Source organism: Polynucleobacter hirudinilacicola (genome assembly GCF_002192535.1).
In the GTDB taxonomy this organism is placed as follows: Bacteria; Pseudomonadota; Gammaproteobacteria; order Burkholderiales; family Burkholderiaceae; genus Polynucleobacter; species Polynucleobacter hirudinilacicola.
In genome coordinates, this window is record NZ_NAIA01000003.1 from 116,515 (window position 1) to 137,520 (window position 21,006).

Consider the following 21,006-nt stretch of genomic DNA (forward strand, 5'->3'; position numbering starts at 1 on the left):
GCACCTAGGCGACCACAAAGCGATTGTTTTGATAATCACTAATTGCTTGTTCAATCTCAGCCCGTGTATTCATTACAAAGGGGCCATACTGCACAATCGGCTCATGCAAAGGCAGGGCTGCTAGCACAATGAACTGAGCGCCCGATTCTCCTGACTTGGCTTTTAAGCGATCACCATCACCAAGCACAATCGCTGCTTGCTTGGGGGCTGGCCGCATGGGACCGCCTACCTCAAGATCGCCTTCATACACATAGACAAATGCATTGAGCTCTTTAGGAATGTGATACTCAAATTCTGTATTAGGTGGTAGGTGAACATCTAGAAATAATGGTGATGTCGTAATTCCCTGAATTGGGCCTTGAACTTCATTGCCCTCTTCTTTATAGGAGCCTGCAATCACTTTTACGGAACTGCCATTAGCAAGCGATAACTTAGGAATATCTTCCACTTGAATATCTTTGTAACCCGCAGGCTTCATCTTTTCCACTGCAGGTAAATTAATCCACAATTGAAAGCCACGCATTAAACCACTCACCTGCTGTGGCATCTCTGAATGAATAATGCCGCGCCCAGCTGTCATCCACTGCACACCACCCGTCTTGAGATGACCCTGATTGCCTAGATGATCCTCATGCAACATATGGCCTTCAAGCATGTAGGTCACAGTCTCAAAACCTCGATGTGGATGGGCCGGAAAGCCTGCAACATAGTCATTTGGATCATTGGATGAAAACTCATCGAGCATCAAGAATGGATCTAATCTGACTTGCTGCTGACCTCCAAGACTGCGCCGCAGCTTAACACCTGCACCATCTGAAGTGGCAACACCAGGAATGACAGTTTGAATATTACGGATCATCTTTTAGTCATTTCATTAAGCCGGAGGATGATCTTCAGGATTAACATCTAAAGCAATCAAGAAACGGGACACCATGTTGTACGCAGCAATCACGGTCACTAACTCAACCGTATCGGTGCTACCCAATTCTTTTTGCAGGCGCTTCATTAATTCAGAATCCACCTTGATCTGACGAGTCATCTGAAAAGTTAAATCAGCGGCATCATTTTCAACTTGAGTAAAGAGATTTCTTGGGAAGCTAGCCTGCCCAATCAATCGAAGTCCTTGTACTTGCTCTTCAGTGCCACCAGCCTTCTTAAAAGGAGGAGCATGATGAAAAAACTCATACTCAGCGCCATTCAGAACTGCTACGCCACACATTGCAAGCTCACGCAGCTTGGGATCTAAAGAAAGATTATTCCGAATTTCGCCAATGAAATGATTCCAACCCTCTGCGATTGGAACGCTGTGAAGAAGCATGCGGTCTAAATTAATAAACTGACCACCACGTCTTTTGCGAATAGCAGCAACTAGCTCAGCTGGCTCCGCTAAATCCATTGGTTGATAAGGAATTAAACGTTCAGACATATCTTCTTTCTACTGAGCAGTTTCTTTAATGTTGTTCTCAATTACGAACTTGCCCCAAATACCAATTTGTTTACCAATAAATTCACGGGCGGTTTCAGAGGTACCACCAATAAGCTCAATCCCCTGAGATTTAAATTTCTCAGCAACTGCTGGGGTTTTTAAGGCTTTATTTAAAGCTTTATTCATCGCATCCACAATCGCAGGTGGGGTTTTTCCTGGCGCTAACACTGCCCACCATGCTGGCGCATTAAAACCTGGGAAGCCGCTCTCAGAAACTGTAGGCACATTCGGCAAGGCAGCGGTTCGCTTAGCGGTAGTAATTACCAAAGGAATCACGCCACCACTATCCACATGGGGCTTGACCAAGAACTCTGAACCAACAGCTAGTTGCACTTGTCCACCTAAAGCGTCCTGCATTAAAGGACCGCCGCCACGATAAGGAATGTGATTCCAGTCAAAGCCTGCTTGCTTGGCAAGACGCGCCATTGATAAGTGCCCCAAGCTACCAATACCAATAGAGCCGTAACTAAATGGTTTGCCTGCCTTAGACATCTCTGTCAGCTGTTTGAAACTAGTGATGCCTGAATTTTTACTGGCCACCAAAACCATTGGTGAAGTACCTATCAAAATTACAGGTGCGATATCTTTAATCGTATCGTAGGGAAGTTTATCTTTAAGGCTGGGATTAACACCATGCGTATCAAACACCACAGCAAAGGTGTAACCATCTGCATCAGCCCTCGTCAATGCTGCAGTACCAATCACACCAGATGCGCCACCAATATTTTCCACAATGACGTTTTGCTTTAGCTCGGATTGCAAAGCTGGCGCCAACACGCGGGCAACTTGGTCAACTGATCCACCAGGTGGAAATACTGCAATCATCCGAATCGGTTTTTGGGTAGGCCAAGTTCCCACTCCGGCCGTCTGGGCAAGTGACATACTGGCCGCCCCTAAGGTAAATAGGCCTAGAAATAGGACTCTTTTGGCCATTTTGGCTAGATGCAGCATGGGTTGTCTCCTTTGAATAAGACCTCAAGATTACCACCCCCAAGGTCTATTTGCTCGATAATGAAGGGGTAGCTTGAAGAGAGAAGAAATGAAGTCGATTCTGAATATTGCCGCATATTTATTTGTCAGCCTTGATGGTCTGCCAGACTTGCGCACCAAAATGCTGAACGAATGCAATAGCCGTGGGCTGAAAGGGACCATTTTGCTCACAGGCGAAGGTATCAATATGTTTCTGGCTGGCAAAGAGACAGAGTTACGCGGATTTTTAGATTGGCTGCGTGAAGACTCTCGCTTTCAGACGCTCCAAGCAAAAGAAAGTTGGTCAGACGAACAACCATTTAAAAAGATGCTGATCAAACTGAAGAACGAAATTATTCGCATGAACCACCCTGCGATTCGTCCTGAAGAAGGGCGCGCCAAGTTTATTACCCCAAAGAAATTAAAAGAGTGGCTTGATCGCGGTACTGATGACCTGGGTCGCCCCGTAGTGATGGTAGATACTCGTAATGCATTCGAAGTCGACTACGGTACATTTGAAAATGCGTTGCACTTCAACATTGAAAAGTTCACAGAATTTCCGCAGGCCATTACAGCCCATAAAGATGAGCTTGCAGACAAAACCTTGGTGAGTTTTTGTACTGGCGGTATTCGCTGTGAAAAATCAGGGCTTTATATGCGTGAGATTGGAATGCACCATAGCTACCAACTCGAAGGTGGCATTCTGAAATATTTTGAGGAAGTTGGCTCCGCGCACTACCAAGGCAGCTGCTTTGTCTTTGATGAACGCGAAGCCCTTGAGCCGAATCTTGACTCTATCCCTGTCGAGCGCTCGATTAGGAAAAAACTGAAAGTAGGCTAAATAACTTAGGCTGACTTAGCAACCAAAGTCATATGCTCCACATGGGGTGGCTTTGCGAAGTATGACCCAACAATGGCACGCCAATCTGCGAAGGCCGCAGATCCCCGGAAATCGACCGTATGATTCTCCAGAGTGTCCCAGTAAATCAGCAATAAATAGCGAGATGGGGTTTCCATGCTGTGATTTACCTTGTACCCACGAAACCCTTTTGCCTTAGAAATCACAGTCTCAACCCCCTGCACAATGGCTCTCTCGAAGTCTTTCTGTTTAGACGGGTCAATTTCAATGTCGCAATGCTCCAAAATCATCAGATTTCCTTAGTCAAAATAGATAGCTCATCAATAGTAAACTTATTACACCAGAATTATATTCATACAAAACAATCGTCAAGACCGAAGAGATGTCTCAAGCTATTAATCGGCCACTGCCGATTTTTTTATCCACACTCAACACTCCTTTGCACCCAGGACCAATTCTTCAGAAAGCATTTCTATGGCCTCATTACCAAACATTGTCATCCTAGGAGATTATGAGCGCGCCCTGCGCCGTTTTTCAAGCTGGGATAAGTTAGATCAAAAAGCAAAGTTGACCATTCATCACGAGCCTTTGCGTGATGAGGCTTTATATGAAGCCGTTAAAGATGCGGATGCAATTGCGATTGTGCGCGATCGCTCACCATTTAATGAGGCGCTGATTGCGCGCCTACCAAAGCTAAAGTTTTTGATGTTTACTGGGGAGCGTAATGGTACCCTTGAAGCCGCAGCCCTAGTGTCACGCAATATTCCAATGGCTTGCACACTAGGTGGCCCCTCTAAGGAAACGACTGCAGAACTGACTTGGGCTTTAATTTTAGGGGCCTCTAAACGCCTCATTGAACAAAATAAACTCATCGCTTCTGGTGGTTGGCGCGACTCACTCTCAGTGCTGCCAATGCTCTCTGGAGAGCGATTGGGCGTCATGGGGCTTGGCGCAATTGGTAGTCGAGTAGCTCGCGTCGGTGCAGCCTTTGGCATGGAGGTGGTTGCCTGGAGTCCGCGTATGACCCCAGAGCGTGCTGCTGCCGAGAATGCCAAATCCGTCAGCATGGAAGAGTTACTCAAAACTTCCAAGGTTGTCACCATGCACCTAGTAGCAGGACCCGGAACCAAGGGCTTGATTAGTGCAGATCAATTGGATTTAATGCGACCGGACTCTATCCTAGTAAACACGTCACGTTCCGCACTCATCAATATGACAGATTTACAACAGGCTCTTGCTGCAGGCAAACCTGGGCAAGCAGCTGTAGATGTATTTGATATTGAGCCATTACCCGAAAAAGATCCTCTACGCAATACGCAGAACTTACTCGTGACACCACATCTTGGTTTTATTGCTGAGCCTATTTTTGCCACCTTCTCTAAAGGCATTACTGAAACTTTAGAGGCATGGCTGGAACAAAAGCCGGTGCCTCATCCATTTAAGCCTCAGTAAATATCGCGCATTTTGAAAACACTCACGCCTAAACAACTTTTTATCAGCTTTAGCAAGATCGGGATGTCTGGTTTTGGCGGCGTCCTTCCTTGGGCGCGGCGCACTTTAGTAGAGCGCGACAAAGTTCTGACCTCTGAAGAATTTAGTGCGATTTTAGGAATTTGCCAAATTGTTCCAGGCCCAAACATTATGAATCTAGCGGTGTGCGTTGGATCTAGATTTGCAGGAGCAAGAGGTGCATTAGCCGCAATTCTCGGCTTATCTTTGGGGCCTATTGCAATCGTATTATGTTTGGCACTGCTTTATGAGCACTACAGCTATCTCGAATCCGTTAAGGGCCTCCTGCGTGGTATATCAGCGGTAGGGGTTGGCTTAATAGCCTCAACTGGCTTCAAGATGCTAAGGGATGAATTTCGTTACCCAGCGATGTTTCTAGTTGTAATACTCACCATCATTGCAGCCACAGTATTCCATCTTGGTTTAGGTTACGTTGTCCTGCTAGTTTCTCCGATTGCAATCTTCTTAGCGAGAAAAAAGGCGCAAGCTCTATGAGTATCTTGCTAAGCCTTTTCTTAAAACTATCGGCCTTTTCACTGGTTGCCTTTGGCGGAGTAAATGCCTTATTGCCAGTCTTATTTAATTTGGCCGTCAATCAAGAGCATTGGATTGATGTCCAGACATTTTCTGACTACTTTGCAATAGCCCAAGCTGCACCAGGCCCTAACTTTATGACCGTTACCTTAATTGGCTGGCATATTTATGGTGTGATTGGCGCACTTCTAGCTACCGTCGCTATAGCCTGGCCATCATCAATTCTGGTTTACTTCCTACAGCGCTTCATCATGGGAATGAAAAACCCATTAAGCAAAAAAACGATTCAATATGCCGCAGCTGCTCTTGCCATTGGCCTAGTTCTCTCTTCGGCATGGGAAATTTCCCTACACATTAATCACAGCTTAGCTGCATACCTATTGACGATTGCCACAATCACCATTACCTTCTTTACACGTTGGCATCCACTGTATCTGATTGCAATCGGTGGGGCACTGGGAGCTTTAGGATTTATTTAAACCTGAATTGGGATACAAGCATGCGATTCATTCAAAAACTTTTTATCTGTGCGCTCAGTCTTGTAGGCATCTACACCTCGACAGCTGTTGCGCAAAACAATTACCCCAATAAGCCCATTAACTTCATCGTGCCTTACGGTGCCGGTGGAAGCGCAGACTCCCGCAGTCGTCAGCTCGCACAAAAAATGAGTGTGCTGCTCAAGCAGCCAATAGTAATTGATAACAAGCCTGGAGCGGGTGGCAATATTGGTACCGAGTTTATTGCCCGAGCAGCCCCGGATGGCTATACGATCGGCATGGGTAACTTTGCACCGATGGCAGTGAATAAAACACTATTTGGTAATTTACGTTACGACCCTGAAGTTGATTTGAGTCCAGTCATGCTGATTGAAAAAGGTCCACTTGTATTAGTAGTGAATCCCAATTCCCCCTATAAAACGATTGGCGATATTGTGACTGCAGCCAAAGCTAAGCCCGATACCCTCACCTTCTCGTCTGGCGGGATCGGTGGAAGCCACCAACTTTCTGCTGAGCTCTTTGAGCTCAATGCCGGCATCACCATGATTCACGTGCCATACAAAAGTGGTTCAGCTGCCTTGACAGATCTCATGGCTGGCAATGTTGACATCATGTTTGATCAAATGTATTCCGCTGTACCAAACATCAAAGGCGATAAGCTTCGTCCAATTGCGATCACAAGCAAAAAACGCTCGCCGCTGTTGCCAAATGTGCCGAGCTTTGCAGAGCTGGGATACCCCAAGGTTGAGGTTCTCAATTGGCAAGGACTCATTGTCCCCAAGGGAACGCCTAAAGCAATCATTGATAAGTTGAATGCCGCTGCAAATGAAGCCCTAAAGGATCCTGGGATTCGGGAGATCATGCTCTCTCAAGGAAATGAGATTGGTGGCGGTAGTCCAGCAGAGTTTGCTGCGCTGATTAAATCAGAGTCTGCAAAATGGAGTGCTGTTGTTAAGGCGGCCAACATCAAGCCAGAGTGAATCTATTCAATCCTTACTTGAGAGCTTGATAGGTCAGAATACCTAAGAAGGTTAAAACCAGCGAGCCCACTAAATGTAGGAGCGCTGTTCCTAGGGCCCAGGTAATTTCTCCGCGCTGCATCAGAGTAACCACTTCAGCAGAAAAGCTCGAGAAGGTAGTTAAGCCCCCCAGAAAGCCCGTGATCACAAATAACCTCCATTCAGGAGAGAGGTTTGGATTATTGCCAAAAAAAGCAATCGCAATTCCAATCAGATAGCCGCCCACCAGATTAGATAGCAGGGTTCCCAACGGAATCATGGATGCCGAACCTGCAACCAGGAAATTAAATCCGGCTCTTAGCAATGCACCAAAGCCTGCGCCGAAGAAAATCGCAAAGATAGAGAGCCACATAGTCAGTATCTATTGAATTGAAAAACCCAGCATGCTGATGGAGCTCATCTCTATGCCGTTTATATAGACTTTGGCATGCTCACCCTCTGCTTGTAAAGCTAAAGTATATAAAGCGGGCCAGTAGTGCTCTGCGGTCGGAACCGACATGCGAGCAGCCTCACCATACCGCTCCCAATTGATGAGAGGCTCATGATGATTGACTTGAATCTCTGAGGTAAAAAAATCATTGAATTCTTTAGCCCACGGATAGGGCTCTGCACTCTCTTGCCAATGCATAGTGCGCAAGTTATGGACTACATTGCCGCTTGCCAGAATCAAAATATTCTCATCGCGCAAGGGACGAAGTTGCTTTGCCAATTCATAGTGCTCACGGGCTGACCTAGAGCCATCTAGGCTCAACTGCACCACTGGAACGTCTGCATTTGGATACATATATTTAAGGACTGACCAGGCGCCGTGATCAATACCCCATTCATTCTCTTCCATAACGATCGGTACGTTCAGCAACTCTTGAATGCGATCTGCTAGAGCAGGACTACCTGGAGCGGGATACTCAATCTCAAAGAGCTCTTGCGGAAAGCCGCCGAAGTCATGAATGGTTTTGGGTTTAGGCATTGCAGTAACCCAAACCCCACGGGTTACCCAATGCGCCGAGATCACTAAGATTGCGTCTGGGCGTTTTAATGATTTACCGAGAGATGCCCATGCTGAAGTGTAGCGATTGGGCTCAATGGCATACATCGGACTGCCATGGCCAGCAAATACTGCAGGTTGGCGATGGCTAGTCATTAATACTGGTTAACCGAATACGTAACCAGTATGAGCAGCAACCAATGCAAACAAGATAGCCAAGCTAGTAGCTGCAGCCAACATCACAATTAAGGTAATGATCTTTTTGTTAACTTCTTCTTTAGATTCGTTATGCCATTCGTTCATGCTAAATCCTCTGTAAATACATTAATTAGTGGTAATTATCCACTATCGCCCGCGGCCAGCCTTGCGCATCATGCCTTTTCCGCCTCCGAAACCTGCCTGAGGCTTTCCTGCTGGGCCGGATGGGCCTTTAGGTACCGGTGGACGCGCTGGCGGCTTAGCAATTACAGGCTTTGCCGGGGTTTTTGGGTCGGGTTTCTTATCGTCAGTCACTTTTACCTCCTATAGATATCATATTGCCATGATTACTGACTATTCTATCCAAGCCATCGCCATCAATGCGATTCCCCTCATTTTTGCCATCACCATCCATGAGGCAGCCCATGGCTACGCTGCCCGCAAATTTGGAGACAACACGGCTTATATGATGGGCAGAGTCAGTCTAAATCCCGCCAAACATATAGATCCCGTAGGCACCATCCTCATACCGCTAGTGCTTCTATTGACGGGGTCGCCTTTTTTGGTAGGTTACGCCAAGCCAGTACCAGTAAATTTTGGGCGTTTGCGAAACCCTAGAATTGATTCAATTTGGGTCGCTTTAGCTGGGCCGGGGTCCAACTTTGTTCAAGCACTAATCTGGCTAATCTTTTTAATAGCACTCGTTGGACTTGGCATAAATGAGAAGTTTCTAGTATCGATGTCTCAAGCTGGGGTGACCTGGAATCTTGGCTTATTGGTGTTCAATTTATTCCCTTTGCCCCCTTTAGATGGTGGGCGCATTTTGTCGAGCCTTCTTCCAGCGCGTCAGTCAATTGCACTGGGACGATTAGAGCCTTGGGGATTTTTCATTGTTTTGGCCCTAGTATTCACTGGGGTCATTGGGTCGTTATGGATGCAGCCTCTAATGAACTTCTTTGAGTGGCTCATACTATTCTTAACCACCCCCCTGAGAATGATCTTTTAATTTAGACAAAAATCGCTATTCTGAGATATTCTGATCCAAGTAAGCCTTATCCACTAGAGGGAAATAACCATGAAATTACATAAGATTGTTTTAGCAACAACTGCAACAGTTTTAGCAATCAGCGCTGGCTTTGCTTTTGCCCAATTCCAAAAGCCTGAAGATGCTATTAAATATCGTCAGAGTGTATTTACTGTAATGGCCAACTCCTTTGGAAAAATTGGCGCAGTAGTGAAAGGTGAAGCAACTTACAACAAAGATGAAGTTGCTAAGAACGCTGCCGTCGTTGCAATGATGTCCACATTGCCATGGCAAGCATTTGGTCCTGGTACAGAAGGCGGCAAAGCACAAGCGCTTGTGTGGTCTGATAACGCCAAATTCAAAGCCGCTTCAGAAAAAATGCAATTGGCTGTAGTTGACCTCAACAAGGCTGCTCAATCGGGTGACTTAGAAAGCATCAAGAAGGCTTTTGGCGCTGCAGGGGCAACTTGCAAAGGCTGCCATGATGACTTTAAGAAGAAGTGATCAAGTAACCCACCATCACTGCGATTAGACTCAAGAGCACGAGAGCTATACCGCGCTGTAAAGCGCCATCCCGGGATACACGACCCAAGTCAGAAGGCAAATAACTTGCTTCCTCGCTTGGGTCAATTTCTTTATCGCCACTGATCATTGGCTTAATCAGATCTTCACCTTTGAATTTCTTGTAATAGATGATGGCAGCAATATGGATAGCAATTAGGGTGTAGATCACCACTTGATTACCTTCATGAATCTCAGATAAAAAAGAAACTACCCAGTTAGGTACATATTTTGCCAGTGGCCCTTGGAAGGCAATCTCATCATCGACAAATAAGCCAGTGATGACTTGCACACTCAAAGCAAAGAGTAGCGCAAATACTGAGAGTGCCCCTATTGGGTTATGCCCCAAGACTCGCGGTGCATTACCTTGCAGGTAATTCAAAATCTTTTCGCGATTCGGAAAGAATGATGCAAAGCGAGCATGTGTAGAGCCGACGAAACCCCAAGTGATACGGAAGATCAACAAGATCAAGACGCTGTAACCAAAGTAGGCGTGCCATTCGATTGCATTACCACCAAGATTAACGCTAATTAAGCTACCAATAATGCAAAGCACTAATAGCCAGTGAAATACACGAACTGGCAAATCCCAGACACGAATGATTTTCTTCATGCCCCTAGGATAAGCCATAACAATTTCGTTTATTTGATCTGGGGCAAGTCTTTCTGGATTATCTTTAACCCCGCTCTTAAAGCTTCTTGATAGCGGTCCCGTTCAGCCTTAATCGTTTCGGCAGTCCAAGGGAAAAATCCCTCGCCAGTTTTCATACCAAACTTTCCACTAGCGACACGATCACTTAAACACTTGGCAATATTGGGCGAGTTATTGAGGCTAGGGTAAATCTTGGCGCCTCCAGCGGCATGAACCTCTAGGCCAGCATGATCTCGTTGCATAGCAGGGCCGGCAGCAATATAACGAAACCCAAAGCCAAAACGTACGGCTTTATCAATATCCTCAAGACTACAAACACCCTCATCAACCATTGAAAATGCTTCGCGTGATAAGGCATGTTGCAAGCGATTTGCCAAAAATCCTGGTAAATCTTTTTTAACGCTCACTGGAACCATGCCACATGCCGTCATCAATCTCGATAAGCTATCGCCGACCATTGGAGAAGTCTTTGCTCCATAAACCACTTCTACACAGGGAACTAAATGAGCGGGCATGAAAAAATGCAAGCCGATCATACGGGCTGCTGTTTTTAAACCTTCAGCAATTTCACTAATCGGAAAGCTGGTGCTATTACTAGCCAACACCGCCTCAGGCTTTGCATATTTTTCTAACTTTGCAAATAATTCTCGCTTGATATCAAGACGCTCAGGCACACACTCAATCACCAAATCAATCTCAGGCCAGTCGACCTCTTCAAGTGAACCCGCTACGGTCAATAAGTGGATGCGATTTTCATAACCAAGCTCAGTCATGGTATTGATGAAGTAGTCTGGCAATAAAGCACGACGCTCTGTGGTTGGCTCTACAACTTGGACGGCGCAGCCACCCCGCGCACAGACCGCAGCAACATCCGCGCCCATCGTTCCGCCGCCGACAATCACCACCTTAGTTTCAGCTGGGGTAAACAACATTACTTATTCTCCTAAAGGGGCAGACTTTTCATTCAAAATCCACATACAATGAGGTCATTATTTCAATAAAAAACATAGTGAGACATGATCCCCGTCAATTCGGTGCTACAGGTCGGCCATTTCCCTGAGTTAATGCAGGCAGAAATTGATCGCCGCTTTACCCCCACTTACCATCTAGATCCTGCGGCCCCTGCCCCCGCCGGAAACTTTGAGGCTATTTTGATTCGCTCTAATACCAAGCTACCTGAGGCCTTGGTCAAGCAGATTCCCAGTATTCGTATGGTTGCCACCTGCGGGGTTGGTTATGACAACCTACCTTTGGCATACCTTAAACAGCATGGCATTCAAGCTACAAACACTCCAGAAGTACTGAATGATGCTGTCTGTGAGCTTGCCATTGGCATGATGCTTGGACTAATGCGCCGCATCCCTGAATCTGAGGCCTTTGTTAAAAGCGGCGCTTGGGCAAAGACCCCTTTTAAGTTAACAACCACTCTCGCTGGAAAGCAGGTAGGTATTGCAGGAATGGGTCGCATTGGCCAAGATCTAGCCAAGCGCCTTGAGCCTTTTAAGGTGGAGATTGCCTATAGCGGTCCCAGCCCAAAGCAGGTGCCTTACACCTACTACCCCAAGATTAAGGATTTAGCCCAGAATTGCGATGTTTTATTCCTAGCCTGCCCTGCCACCCCCGATACCGATAAGATGGTCAACGCTGAGGTTTTAGAGGCTTTAGGACCCACTGGTTTTCTAGTCAATATTGCTCGTGGCAGCGTAGTGGACGAGAACGATCTTTTATATGCACTGCAACATAAAAAGATCGCTGGCGCTGCACTGGATGTTTTTGAGAATGAACCAAATCCCAATAAGGTCTTTTTAAATCTCGATAATGTTTTACTAACACCTCATATTGGTAGCGCTACCACGGAAACACGGATAGCCATGACCAATTTAGCTGTAGATAATTTAGAAGCATTTTTTGCAAAACAACCACTTCTATCAGAAGTACATCATTAAAACGGAGTCAGCATGACCATTTCTTTACATCCTTCCACCTTGCCAGCGGTGTTGTCACCTGTAATGACACCTTTTAAAGCAGATGGCTATCCAGATGAACAAAAATTACTCAAGCAATGTAAATGGTTAGAGGCAAATGGCGTTGGTCAAGCAATCTTTGGCACAAACTCCGAAGCGAACTCGATGTCTGCCACACAAAAGATGAATACGCTTACTGCGCTGATTGAGGGCGGTTTAAATCCACAGCATATGATGCCAGGAACTGGATCCACCTCCATCGAGAGCACTTATCGGATGACTGCGCATGCTTTGAGTTACCAATGTGCTGGCGTATTGATGTTGCCACCCTTCTACTACAAAGATATTACTGATGATGGTTTGTTTGCTTACTTCTCTGAAGTCATTCAAAAGATAGGTAACCCAGCATTACAAATTTATATTTACAACATACCTCCTGTCACCAAAATCAATTTAAGCCTCTCATTACTAGAGCGTTTAATTAAAGAGTACCCAAAAACTGTAGTTGGCATGAAAGATAGCTCTGGTGATTGGGAATACACAGAATCGGTAATCAAGTTATTGGCGCCGCATGGTTTCCGAGTTTACGCAGGTAGTGAAGTGTTCTTAATGCGTACACTGCGTGCCGGCGGTGTTGGCTGTATCTCCGCTACTGCAAACGTGAATCCAAAAGCAATTGCTGAGTTAGCTGCCCATTGGAGAGAGTCTGATGCCGATAAACGGCAAGCCGACTTAGATCAAGTGCGCGGTATCTTTGCGAAGTACCAAATGATTGCTGGTATGAAAACAGCGGTAGCACATTACAGCAAAGACCCGGAGTGGTTAAGAGTACGTCCACCCCTCATGCAATTGAGTGCTAGCCAACAAGCTCAGCTGTTGAGTGAGCTCAAAGCAATTAATTTCAGCATGCCAGGTCTTTAATTTACAAAACTAATTATTACTAGGAGACAAAATGAAACTACTTAAAGTCATTACCCTTACCCTTAGCCTCTTATGGGCAAGTGCACACGCACAAAATTTGTCAATCGCAACCGGTGGAACTGGCGGCGTCTACTACCCAATGGGTGGAGGCCTGGCCTCAGTTCTATCGAAGCATGTACCAGGAATGTCAGCAACTGCTGAAGTTACAGGCGGTTCAGTTGATAACTTAAAACTGATTGGTACTGGCAAACCTTACGTTGGCTTCTCAATGGCTGATGCTGCTAAAGATGCATTAGTTGGTGAGGATAAATTTAAGGACAAGCCAATAGATTTGCGCAATTTACTCATACTCTATCCAAACTTAATGCACGTAGCCACTGTGGAATCAACCGGCATTAAAACAATGAAAGATTTAAAAGGTAAGCGTGTAAGTACTGGCTCCCCTGGTAGCGCTACTGAAGTGATGGCCTTTCGCTTGCTAGAGGCGGCAGGCCTTGATAAAGATAAAGATGTCAAACGTGAGCGCTTGAGCGTTGCAGAATCTGTCAATGCAGTAAAAGATCGCAAGATTGATGCTTTCTTCTGGGTAGGTGGTTTACCAACTGCAGCAGTAACTGATCTTGCAAACAGCCCTGGTATGAAAATCGTGATGGTAGACACCGCTGCTGAAGTTCCTGCTATGAATAAAAAATACGGTAATCTTTACTTCCCATCCGTGATTACAAAGCAAACTTATAGCGGTATGGAAAAAGATAACAATGTTGCAGCCGTTGCCAATCTTTTGGTTGTAAATGCTTCTATGTCTGATGCAGAGGCATACAAAATTGTTAAAGCCATTTTTGATAATCAGCTTGAACTGGTCCGCTCACATGCTGAGTACAGAAATATTAAGCTAGAAAGCCAAAAGTCGAATGCCTCACCGATTGCCTATCATCCAGGTGCGTTGAAGTACTTTAAAGAAAAAGGTGTCAAGGTAAACTAAGCTACATCGGGGTGAGTTAATCTCACCCCTTCTGCTTTAATGCGGTACATAAATAGAAATAAAAACAGGCTGAGAGATGAATCAAAACGCAATTGACAATGAAACCCAAGAAAAGTTAGATGCTTTCATTAAGCAAGAAGAAGGTGACTCTAATGACTATAAAGGGCTGCTAGCCAAATTCATTACCTTGGTTGCGGTTGGCATGTCTTTGTTTCATCTCTATGCGGCCTATTCGATTGTTCCAACGCAGCAATTGCGTGTAATACACGTTGCCTTAGTGTTATTTTTAGTTTTCTTAAGTTTTCCGATTGCTGCTCGCTTTAAAAACAAGTTGATGTTTTGGGATGTTTTATTTGCTGTCGGCTCCGTTGCGATTGCCTATTACATTCTCTCGGGTGGCGATGATTTCATGGACCGAAACACCGCGCCAAACTCTACTGATGTCATGGTTGGCATTGCTCTTATCTTGCTTATCCTTGAGAGCGTCAGAAGAACGAATGGCATGGTCTTAGTGACCGTTACTGTCCTCTTCTTGCTGTACGCTTTCTTTGGCAACTACCTACCTGCTCCATGGACTCACAAAGGCTATGATCTCGATCGTCTAGTTGGCTACATGTATATGAGCCTGGAAGGAATCTACGGTACCGCAGTCGATGTCTCTGCAACGCTCATTATTTTGTTCACCATCTTTGGTGCCTTCTTACAATTTACTGGTGCCGGTAAGTTCTTTATTGACTTTTCTTTTGCTGCAATGGGCGGGAAATCCTCAGGGGTTGGCAGAACCATCGTGCTTTCCTCATTTTTAATGGGTGGTCCTTCCGGATCAGGTGTTGCCACTACCGTCACTGTAGGCTCAGTTGCCGCACCCATGCTTGAGAAGGTTGGTTATGAAAAGAATGCTGCTGGTGGCCTCTTGGCTGCTGGAGGTCTTGGTGCCATTATCTCGCCACCAGTTCTGGGTGCAGCGGCATTCTTGATTGCTGACTTTTTAAAGATTTCTTATTTAGATGTATTGCTGATGGCAACCATCCCAACCATCCTCTTTTACCTTGGTTTATTTGTCATGGTTGAGATTGATGTTCGCAAATACGGGATGAAGAATATTCATTTTGAATCAGCCGAGAGCGCCTGGTCACTTACGAAAAAATACTGGTTCCATTTCTTCTCGCTAATCTCGATTGTGGTATTCATGATGTATGGCTTCTCACCAGTGATGTCGGTGTTTTGGGCAACCGTGGTATCCGCTTTCTCTAGTATGTTGCGCGAAGATACTGCGATCATTCCTTGGGCGTGGTTTAAAGGTAAAGAGCCTATTCTTTCAGGACTTTACAACTCCAGTCTCACGAAAGCGCTAGCATCAGGATCTACTGGGGTATTGGCTATCGCTGCAACCTGCGCAGGCGCTGGCTTAATTGTGGGTACCGTGACCCTAACTGGCCTTGGATTGAAATTTAGCTCGATTGTGATTCAGTACGCAGGTGGCTCGCTCTTACTCACCGCAATCTTCACTGCCTTAATTGTTTGGATTGTGGGTCTCGCCGTTCCAGTCACAGCCTCATACATCATCTGCGCAGTGATCGCAGCGCCAGCATTAATTAATCTAGGTGTGCCTGCTTTTGCAGCCCATATGTTTATCTTTTACTATGCCGTTCTGTCCGAGGTTTCCCCTCCGACAGCACTCTCTCCATTTGCAGCAGCGGCGATCTGTAAGGGCAACCCCTATAGGACTACTTTACAAACCTGGAAATATGTAGCGCCAGCGATTTTGGTGCCATTTATGTTTGTCTTGGATAAGTCTGGGGTCAGCCTGCTATTGATGGGATCCAGTAGCGCCCTAGAACAGGCTGATTGGACACAGATTGCTTGGATCTCTTTTACTGCAGTGGTAGGAATCATCTGCTTGGCTGGCGGTCTTCAAGGTTGGTTTATTGAGAAAACCAAAATTTTTGAACGCGTCATTATGGTAGTTTCTGGCGTTGCCCTAGCCTATCCGTCAACTGAGGCTGACCTAATTGGCTTTATTGGCTTTGGTCTCGTATTGATTACCCAATCGATCACTTATTTCAAACTCAATCGTAAAGCCTCATAAGATAAAAAGGTATCGCCGCCATGATATCTAAGCTGATATCAACAATAAAGCCCGCATTTGCGGGCTTTATTGTTTTACAGGCTTATGTTGATTTACTTAAGCAATCTTTGTCCAAGCCGCCTTACCAGCATACTTCTTGACTGCAGCCTCATCAAACTCAAAGCCTAATCCTGGTGTTTTGTGCAAGATCAGATCGCCATTCTTGAAAGTTAATTGCTGATTGATCAATCTGCGGAAATTCAGAACTTGATCATCTAAGAAGAACTCCACAAAACGGGCATTGGGTGTAGCAGCAACTAATGGTGCATGCAGATCATGCATCCAGTGAGGGCAAACGATGACACCCTTTAAATCCGCATATGCCGAAATCCTACGCCACTCTGTAATTCCGCCACAGACAGCAGCATCGGATTGCAAAATCATTGCGCCGCCAGCATCAATCAACTCTCTAAAACGCCAGCGACCCGCCTCCATTTCGCCGGTAGCAACGTTAATCTTAGTCAGGCGAGCAAGGGCAGCATGTAAATCAATCGCGTCTGGTGAAAATGGCTCTTCAATCCAATATGGGTTGTAGGCTTCAAAACGACGCACATACTCTAATGCGGTAGGTAAATCACGCCAAGCATTATTGGCATCTAGAGTCAGCAAAACATCATCGCCAACGGCCTTACGAGCTGCTGCTACTCGTGCCTCTTCTTCGGCAGGTGATAGACGACCTACTTTCATTTTGACGGCTTTGAACCCCTGCTTGACGTAAGATTCCATTTCCTTGCCAAGCTTGGCTGGAGTTTTGCCCTCAAGATAATAGCCACCACTTGCATATGCAGGGACTCGATCATCCACCACAGAACCCAGGTACTGGTGCAAAGGTAGGCCCACTGAACGCGCATTTAAATCCCAAAGCGCTGTATCCAAGATCGAGATACCACGCATGACTGCACCGGTGCGTCCCTGCAAAATGGATTCGTTATACATCTCCATCCACAGACCTTCACTGCGATGACTATTTTGGCCAATCAGTTTTGGTGCCAAGAGTTGCTCGACAGCAATTTTGGCAATATCTCCACCAGCGCTACCGACATAACAAAAGCCAATACCCTCATTACCATCCTTGCCACGTACCTTAACCAGGCAATAGTGACGCTCAGAAACAGTACGAGTGGAAAATGAGGTCACTTTATCTAGCGGAACGGCTACTGAAGCAACCTGAATGGATTCAATAATCGGCATCTAGACTCCTTATTTAAAAAAATGATTGTATCGATAATTTAAATAGTCGACATCAGTCCGAATAGGGAATAATTCAAGTATTACGTAACTAACTGGTGAGTGGGCTATGGCTAAAGTGGTTGTCATTGGAACTGGAACTATGGGTGTAGGCATAGCTGCAGGATTTTTAGCCTATGGGACTGATACCGTCATTTTGGGGCGCTCCCTAGAAAAAGCCGAAAAGTGCTTTGAGGCAATTCAGGCCTGTGCCAACTCTATCAACACTGACTGGCAACAGCTTGGAGCAAGCCTGCGTGCCGGCAGCATAGCCAAATGGCATGACTGGGAAGATGCTGCATTAATCATTGAAACTATTTCTGAGCGCTTCGATCTTAAAAAAGCAATTTTTGCCGACCTTGATCAACGCGTGCCATCACACATAGCAATTGGTAGCAATAGCTCAGGCTTTCCAATCAGCGAAATAGCGAAGAATCTCAAGACTGCGCATCGCATGCTTAATACCCACTATTTCATGCCGGCACATATCGTGCCCTTAGTAGAAATTGTGCTGGGTAAAGATTCTGATCCAAACATAGCCAATCAAGTTTGCGAGCTCTATCGATTGCATGGTAAAAAACCGGTGCTAGTCAAAAAGGATATTCCGGGATTCTTAGCTAATCGTATTCAACATGCTTTGATGCGTGAGGCACTTTCTTTAGTGCAAGATGGGATTGCAACGCCAGAGGATATCGATACTGCTGTTCGTTATAGTTTTGGCTTTCGCTATGCCGCTGTCGGACCAATGACGCAAAAAGAAATTTCTGGATGGGAGGGGATGACTCTAGCCGCAGAATTGATTTACCCATCTCTATCCAATATCACCGCGCCCCCATCTTGTATCACCAACCTAGTGAAAACTGGCAAAACTGGCATCAATAAGGGTGAAGGCCTTCGGAGCTGGAGCCACGAAGAGGCAGCAATCATGAAGCGGAATTATGAAGAGCGCCTCAAGGCTGCATTTGCAGTGCTCAAGATAGCGCCAGATCAAGATTAAATTGAATTTGCTGCACCACAACATCATCATCTAAGTGCTGGCTCACATTATTAGATAATTACGGGGTGAACAAAAAAGCAACTTGCAGCTCACTCCTATCGAGAGGAGCACTCATTCTGATTGGGTATATCTGCCTAAGCATTCTGCCTGGGGTTATATCTTCAGTTTGGGCGCAATCAAACCAAAGCAATAAAAAGGTAATTATCCAAAATACAAAACCCGTTGGCTTTAAAGATAGTGCCGCGAGAGGATCTTCAAAAACCAATAGTCTGAATCCTGCCCTGTTTCAGCGCAAAGATCCGAATGAGATAGATCTTGATAGTGCTAGTAACCTTGACTATCGAGTCATTCAGGGCTGTCTGAGACGTAATTTTAATGAAGATAATTTGCCCTCCAGCATCGGCATCGACAACCAAGCATTTTCAGAGTTTTTCAAAAACCAAACGAAGACATTCTTTGATCGGATGCGCGGGGACTGCATTCCTTATGCTGCCGCATTCGGTAGTCGCAATCGTTTTGACTCTCTCAGTATTATGAATGGCCCTATTCAAGACAATAAAACAGAAGTATGGACATTCACGCCATCTGCTTTTGGTGGGTTCTTGGTCCAACAGGACTACCTCAAGAATGAATCAAAGCATCTCACTGAGATACAACTTCCATTGCGCGATGTTTTATATGATCCACGTAAAGTTGGAGACATTCTGCCAGTCGAATTGGTTTGGGAATTGAATTCTCTGATTAAACAGATCTATCCCGAAGACAATAGTTCGCTAGAAAATACCAATAGCGTGGTACGTTTAATTGTTGATTTTGGTGACCGCGAGCGATGGGCGCAAATCTGGGCAACCGAGATTATTGATCCTGAAAATAAAGAAGTATTTGCAAGCGCCTACTGGGTCGATCGTAATGACATCCCCGGCGGATTTTTTACTGGTAGTGGCGAATCGTTAGAGCGATCTTTTTGGACCAACCCACTGAGCTATCGTCGTATCTCAAGAGGTGTTGGTAGTGTTCGCGCCTCAAGCAAGCGGCCAAGTAGTAGTGCTACAGCGGCACAAACGGCACCACCCAAGCAACGCTATCGCACCCATATGGGCATTGATTATGCGGCTCCAACCGGGACGCCTATCTTCAGTGTAGCTAATGGCAAAGTTGTCCATCTGGGCTATAGCGGCGCTTTTGGAAATTTAATTATCGTGGAGCATCCTGGTAACTATCACACTTACTATGCTCATTTAAGCAACTACAACGTTGAACTTCAAGTTGGCAATGAAGTGCGTCGTGGTTTAGAAATTGGTTATGTTGGATCTACTGGAAGATCTACTGGTCCACATCTTCATTTTGAACTCAGGAAAAATGGTGTATATGTTGATCCGTACGCATCGAAGACTCAGTTAGATTTATGGTCTATGCGTGACAATGAGAGTGGTCAATTAACAAGAGAAATTCTGTTGCTGGGAAGCCCCATCAAACATAACTGATCACCAGTAAAAAAGGGTCCACATGGACCCTATTGCTTTAACGTTGCTTACGTGACTTCATCAGCCAAGAACTAATACCGGCAACTTAGAGTGCACAATCACTTCATGTGTTTCACTGCCAAGCAAAATACCTTTGATACCTGTGCGCTTATGCGAAGCCATCACGATGACGTCGGCTTTTGCTTTTTTAGCGCCATCTAAAATACCTTCAGATAAATTGGTATTGGAGATATGGAGTGCCTTTGCTTTGATGCTTGCACCAAGCGCGGTAGTAGCTTTTTTGAACACATCTTTTGCATAAGCCTCACATACCTTCTGATGATCTTTTTGGGTAATTCCATAACCCATAGTGCTATCGGAGTACACCATCGGAGGTAAAGGGTCAGATACATAAACTAAGGTCACTGCAGCGCCATCGGCTTTTGCAAGCTCAGCCACCTTTTTCAAAGACTTTTTGCTGACATCCGAGCCATCGACCGGCACCAATAAATGCTTAAACATAATTGACTCCCTTTAAATTGAACTACTAATCTACACTTTCCATCATAATGCTTATTATTAAGCCTTAACAGCTTGAAAGGATAACTGAATTGCTCAAGTATTTTGCTATTTACGGTTCATTTTTATTCACGATGCTTGCCATCGATCTCATTTGGCTCCTGGGGATTGCTAAAAGCCTCTATCGAGATGAAATGGGCGATTTGATGGCTACCGAACCTAAACTCATTGCAGGGCTGGCCTTCTATCTACTCTATGCATTAGGTGCGACTATTTTTGTCATCCTACCAGCCCTTTCAAAACAGTCATTGATGTATGCATTGCAATTTGGCGCTTTATTTGGTCTGTTTTGTTATATGACCTACGATCTGACTAATCTTGCCGTCATTAGAGACTTTCCAACACGGCTTGCATTCATTGACATCGCCTGGGGAAGCTTCGTTACTGCGTTATCTGCTGGGATTGCATACTGGATTGGCAACCGCTTTTCTTAAATAACGCTTAGCGAACAT

26 protein-coding genes are annotated in these 21,006 nt (G+C 45.4%); 14 read left to right on the top strand and 12 right to left on the bottom strand.

The genetic code is table 11. The annotated features are described in order from the left end of the window. Positions 1 to 4 precede the first annotated feature (4 nt). Genes B6A14_RS04735 through B6A14_RS04745 form a run of 3 tightly spaced genes read right to left on the bottom strand, consistent with a single transcriptional unit; the run spans position 5 to position 2,437 of the window. Positions 5 to 859, bottom strand: a complete 855-nt coding sequence (locus B6A14_RS04735) for a pirin family protein (RefSeq protein ID WP_087909321.1) — start codon at positions 857 to 859, stop codon at positions 5 to 7. A gap of 15 nt (positions 860 to 874) precedes the next feature. Beyond that, a complete protein-coding gene (locus tag B6A14_RS04740; protein ID WP_087909322.1) occupies positions 875 to 1,426 on the bottom strand; it encodes a carboxymuconolactone decarboxylase family protein in 552 nt (183 codons plus the stop codon). Positions 1,427 to 1,435: 9 nt separating this feature from the next. Beyond that, positions 1,436 to 2,437, bottom strand: coding sequence for a tripartite tricarboxylate transporter substrate binding protein (locus tag B6A14_RS04745; protein ID WP_087909323.1), 1,002 nt, complete (start codon positions 2,435 to 2,437; stop codon positions 1,436 to 1,438). 88 nt (positions 2,438 to 2,525) lie between these two features. On the opposite strand from B6A14_RS04745, the gene B6A14_RS04750 reads away from it, so the two are divergent. After that, a complete protein-coding gene (locus tag B6A14_RS04750; RefSeq protein WP_087909324.1) occupies positions 2,526 to 3,296 on the top strand; it encodes a sulfurtransferase in 771 nt (256 codons plus the stop codon). Between the two features lie 5 nt (positions 3,297 to 3,301). Here B6A14_RS04750 and B6A14_RS04755 read toward each other — a convergent pair whose 3' ends face one another. Further along, positions 3,302 to 3,604: an antibiotic biosynthesis monooxygenase family protein gene (locus B6A14_RS04755; RefSeq protein WP_087909325.1), complete on the bottom strand. Its 303-nt coding sequence runs from the start codon at positions 3,602 to 3,604 to the stop codon at positions 3,302 to 3,304. A gap of 184 nt (positions 3,605 to 3,788) precedes the next feature. Here B6A14_RS04755 and B6A14_RS04760 point away from each other — a divergent pair, with 184 nt between their 5' ends. The 4 genes from B6A14_RS04760 to B6A14_RS04775 are packed head-to-tail and all read left to right on the top strand — an operon-like array spanning position 3,789 to position 6,834. Beyond that, on the top strand, positions 3,789 to 4,766 hold the full coding sequence (locus B6A14_RS04760; protein ID WP_087909326.1) for a D-2-hydroxyacid dehydrogenase family protein: 978 nt from the start codon (positions 3,789 to 3,791) through the stop codon (positions 4,764 to 4,766). A 12-nt stretch (positions 4,767 to 4,778) separates the two neighbouring features. Continuing rightward, the gene (locus B6A14_RS04765; RefSeq protein ID WP_087909327.1) at positions 4,779 to 5,318 is read left to right on the top strand and encodes a chromate transporter; all 540 of its coding nucleotides are present in this window, start codon (positions 4,779 to 4,781) and stop codon (positions 5,316 to 5,318) included. Then, the gene (locus tag B6A14_RS04770) at positions 5,315 to 5,836 is read left to right on the top strand and encodes a chromate transporter (RefSeq protein WP_087909328.1); all 522 of its coding nucleotides are present in this window, start codon (positions 5,315 to 5,317) and stop codon (positions 5,834 to 5,836) included. Before B6A14_RS04765 ends, B6A14_RS04770 begins: the two co-directional genes overlap by 4 nt. 20 nt (positions 5,837 to 5,856) lie before the next feature. Then, entirely contained in the window at positions 5,857 to 6,834 is a 978-nt protein-coding gene (locus B6A14_RS04775; protein ID WP_087909329.1) for a Bug family tripartite tricarboxylate transporter substrate binding protein, read from the top strand. A gap of 13 nt (positions 6,835 to 6,847) precedes the next feature. On the opposite strand, the gene crcB is transcribed toward B6A14_RS04775, so the two are convergent. Genes crcB through B6A14_RS10250 form a run of 4 tightly spaced genes read right to left on the bottom strand, consistent with a single transcriptional unit; the run spans position 6,848 to position 8,371 of the window. Next, entirely contained in the window at positions 6,848 to 7,225 is a 378-nt protein-coding gene (crcB, locus tag B6A14_RS04780) for a fluoride efflux transporter CrcB (protein ID WP_087909330.1), read from the bottom strand. 9 nt (positions 7,226 to 7,234) lie between these two features. Beyond that, positions 7,235 to 8,014: a 4,5-DOPA-extradiol-dioxygenase gene (gene ygiD, locus B6A14_RS04785; protein ID WP_087909331.1), complete on the bottom strand. Its 780-nt coding sequence runs from the start codon at positions 8,012 to 8,014 to the stop codon at positions 7,235 to 7,237. Positions 8,015 to 8,023: 9 nt separating this feature from the next. Beyond that, complete coding sequence (locus B6A14_RS10300) at positions 8,024 to 8,161, bottom strand: hypothetical protein (RefSeq protein WP_172793433.1); 138 nt, start codon at positions 8,159 to 8,161, stop codon at positions 8,024 to 8,026. A 42-nt stretch (positions 8,162 to 8,203) separates the two neighbouring features. Further along, positions 8,204 to 8,371, bottom strand: a complete 168-nt coding sequence (locus B6A14_RS10250) for a hypothetical protein (protein ID WP_161491109.1) — start codon at positions 8,369 to 8,371, stop codon at positions 8,204 to 8,206. 28 nt (positions 8,372 to 8,399) lie between these two features. Between B6A14_RS10250 and B6A14_RS04790 the strand changes: the two genes are divergently transcribed. After that, a complete protein-coding gene (locus B6A14_RS04790; RefSeq protein ID WP_087909332.1) occupies positions 8,400 to 9,062 on the top strand; it encodes a site-2 protease family protein in 663 nt (220 codons plus the stop codon). 69 nt (positions 9,063 to 9,131) lie between these two features. Continuing rightward, entirely contained in the window at positions 9,132 to 9,584 is a 453-nt protein-coding gene (locus tag B6A14_RS04795; protein ID WP_087909333.1) for a c-type cytochrome, read from the top strand. Here the strand turns inward: B6A14_RS04795 and B6A14_RS04800 are convergent. Then, positions 9,571 to 10,254, bottom strand: a complete 684-nt coding sequence (locus B6A14_RS04800; RefSeq protein WP_087909334.1) for a cytochrome b/b6 domain-containing protein — start codon at positions 10,252 to 10,254, stop codon at positions 9,571 to 9,573. The two genes, B6A14_RS04795 and B6A14_RS04800, sit on opposite strands and share 14 nt — an antisense overlap. Before the next feature lie 29 nt (positions 10,255 to 10,283). Next, positions 10,284 to 11,225, bottom strand: coding sequence for a 3-hydroxyacyl-CoA dehydrogenase family protein (locus B6A14_RS04805; RefSeq protein ID WP_087909335.1), 942 nt, complete (start codon positions 11,223 to 11,225; stop codon positions 10,284 to 10,286). Positions 11,226 to 11,309: 84 nt separating this feature from the next. On the opposite strand from B6A14_RS04805, the gene B6A14_RS04810 reads away from it, so the two are divergent. From B6A14_RS04810 to B6A14_RS04825, 4 genes are all read left to right on the top strand, one after another. Next, positions 11,310 to 12,239, top strand: a complete 930-nt coding sequence (locus tag B6A14_RS04810) for a 2-hydroxyacid dehydrogenase (protein ID WP_087909336.1) — start codon at positions 11,310 to 11,312, stop codon at positions 12,237 to 12,239. A gap of 12 nt (positions 12,240 to 12,251) precedes the next feature. Then, positions 12,252 to 13,178 (top strand): dihydrodipicolinate synthase family protein, encoded by a 927-nt coding sequence (locus tag B6A14_RS04815; protein WP_087909337.1) that lies wholly within the window; start codon positions 12,252 to 12,254, stop codon positions 13,176 to 13,178. 31 nt (positions 13,179 to 13,209) lie between these two features. Continuing rightward, positions 13,210 to 14,160, top strand: a complete 951-nt coding sequence (locus tag B6A14_RS04820; protein WP_087909338.1) for a TAXI family TRAP transporter solute-binding subunit — start codon at positions 13,210 to 13,212, stop codon at positions 14,158 to 14,160. A gap of 76 nt (positions 14,161 to 14,236) precedes the next feature. Next, positions 14,237 to 16,249 (top strand): TRAP transporter permease, encoded by a 2,013-nt coding sequence (locus tag B6A14_RS04825; RefSeq protein WP_087909339.1) that lies wholly within the window; start codon positions 14,237 to 14,239, stop codon positions 16,247 to 16,249. Positions 16,250 to 16,345: 96 nt separating this feature from the next. Here B6A14_RS04825 and B6A14_RS04830 read toward each other — a convergent pair whose 3' ends face one another. Then, positions 16,346 to 17,479, bottom strand: a complete 1,134-nt coding sequence (locus B6A14_RS04830) for a mandelate racemase/muconate lactonizing enzyme family protein (protein ID WP_087909340.1) — start codon at positions 17,477 to 17,479, stop codon at positions 16,346 to 16,348. A gap of 106 nt (positions 17,480 to 17,585) precedes the next feature. On the opposite strand from B6A14_RS04830, the gene B6A14_RS04835 reads away from it, so the two are divergent. Next, positions 17,586 to 18,512: a 3-hydroxyacyl-CoA dehydrogenase NAD-binding domain-containing protein gene (locus tag B6A14_RS04835; protein WP_087909341.1), complete on the top strand. Its 927-nt coding sequence runs from the start codon at positions 17,586 to 17,588 to the stop codon at positions 18,510 to 18,512. A 65-nt stretch (positions 18,513 to 18,577) separates the two neighbouring features. Continuing rightward, positions 18,578 to 19,996, top strand: a complete 1,419-nt coding sequence (locus B6A14_RS04840) for a M23 family metallopeptidase (RefSeq protein ID WP_087909342.1) — start codon at positions 18,578 to 18,580, stop codon at positions 19,994 to 19,996. A 60-nt stretch (positions 19,997 to 20,056) separates the two neighbouring features. Here B6A14_RS04840 and B6A14_RS04845 read toward each other — a convergent pair whose 3' ends face one another. Further along, positions 20,057 to 20,497 (bottom strand): universal stress protein, encoded by a 441-nt coding sequence (locus B6A14_RS04845; RefSeq protein WP_087909343.1) that lies wholly within the window; start codon positions 20,495 to 20,497, stop codon positions 20,057 to 20,059. 89 nt (positions 20,498 to 20,586) lie between these two features. On the opposite strand from B6A14_RS04845, the gene B6A14_RS04850 reads away from it, so the two are divergent. Continuing rightward, a complete protein-coding gene (locus tag B6A14_RS04850) occupies positions 20,587 to 20,988 on the top strand; it encodes a DUF2177 family protein (RefSeq protein WP_087909344.1) in 402 nt (133 codons plus the stop codon). The last annotated feature ends 18 nt before the right edge of the window (positions 20,989 to 21,006 follow it).